The 506-nt window shown below is 69.8% G+C and carries 1 protein-coding gene and 1 pseudogene; one reads left to right on the top strand and one right to left on the bottom strand.

Annotation, left to right across the window (positions count from 1 at the left end):
* Window positions 1–177 (top strand): annotated as a pseudogene (locus CSC66_RS17340) (sensor histidine kinase); the annotation flags it as partial.
* A gap of 18 nt (window positions 178–195) precedes the next feature.
* Here CSC66_RS17340 and CSC66_RS17335 read toward each other — a convergent pair.
* The coding region (locus CSC66_RS17335; protein WP_162378646.1) for a substrate-binding domain-containing protein at window positions 196–506 on the bottom strand (311 nt) is incomplete at its 5' end.

The raw sequence follows: 506 nt of genomic DNA, 5'->3' as shown, positions 1-506 counted from the left end.
GAATACGGCACCGGCCTGGGCCTGTACCTGGCCAAGCAGATGAGTGAAGCCAACCAGGCCGCGCTGGAATACGTGCGCGTGGCCGGCGGCGGCAGTTGCTTCCGTCTGGTGCTGACGCCACCGGGGCGCAACCCGGCCGAAGCCGCCGAGACGGACGAGGGCAGCGCCGCGCGCTGAGAGGCGCCGCCGGACGAATCAGGTCGCGCGCACGATCAGGCTGATCGGCAGGCTTTCCGACCCGGCCGGCTCGCCATCGATCAACGCCAGCACCTTGCGCGCCAGCAGCATGCCGCCCTCCTGCCAGTCCTGCCGCCGTTGAGTTCGGTGCGGCAGGAAGCTGGCGCTGAGCGGCATGTCGTCGTAACCCACCACCGACACGTCGGCGGGCACCGAGCGCCCCAGATCCAGCGTGGCGCGGATCGCCCCCATCGCCAGCAGGTCGTTGCAGGCGAAGATCGCGTCGAAACCCACCTTGCGCTCATGCAGCGAGTGCACCGCATCCATGC

It is taken from the genome of Pseudoxanthomonas kaohsiungensis, from assembly GCF_010211765.1.
In the GTDB taxonomy this organism is placed as follows: domain Bacteria; phylum Pseudomonadota; class Gammaproteobacteria; order Xanthomonadales; family Xanthomonadaceae; genus Pseudoxanthomonas; species Pseudoxanthomonas kaohsiungensis.
This window is presented reverse-complemented; position numbering and strand designations above follow the sequence as displayed.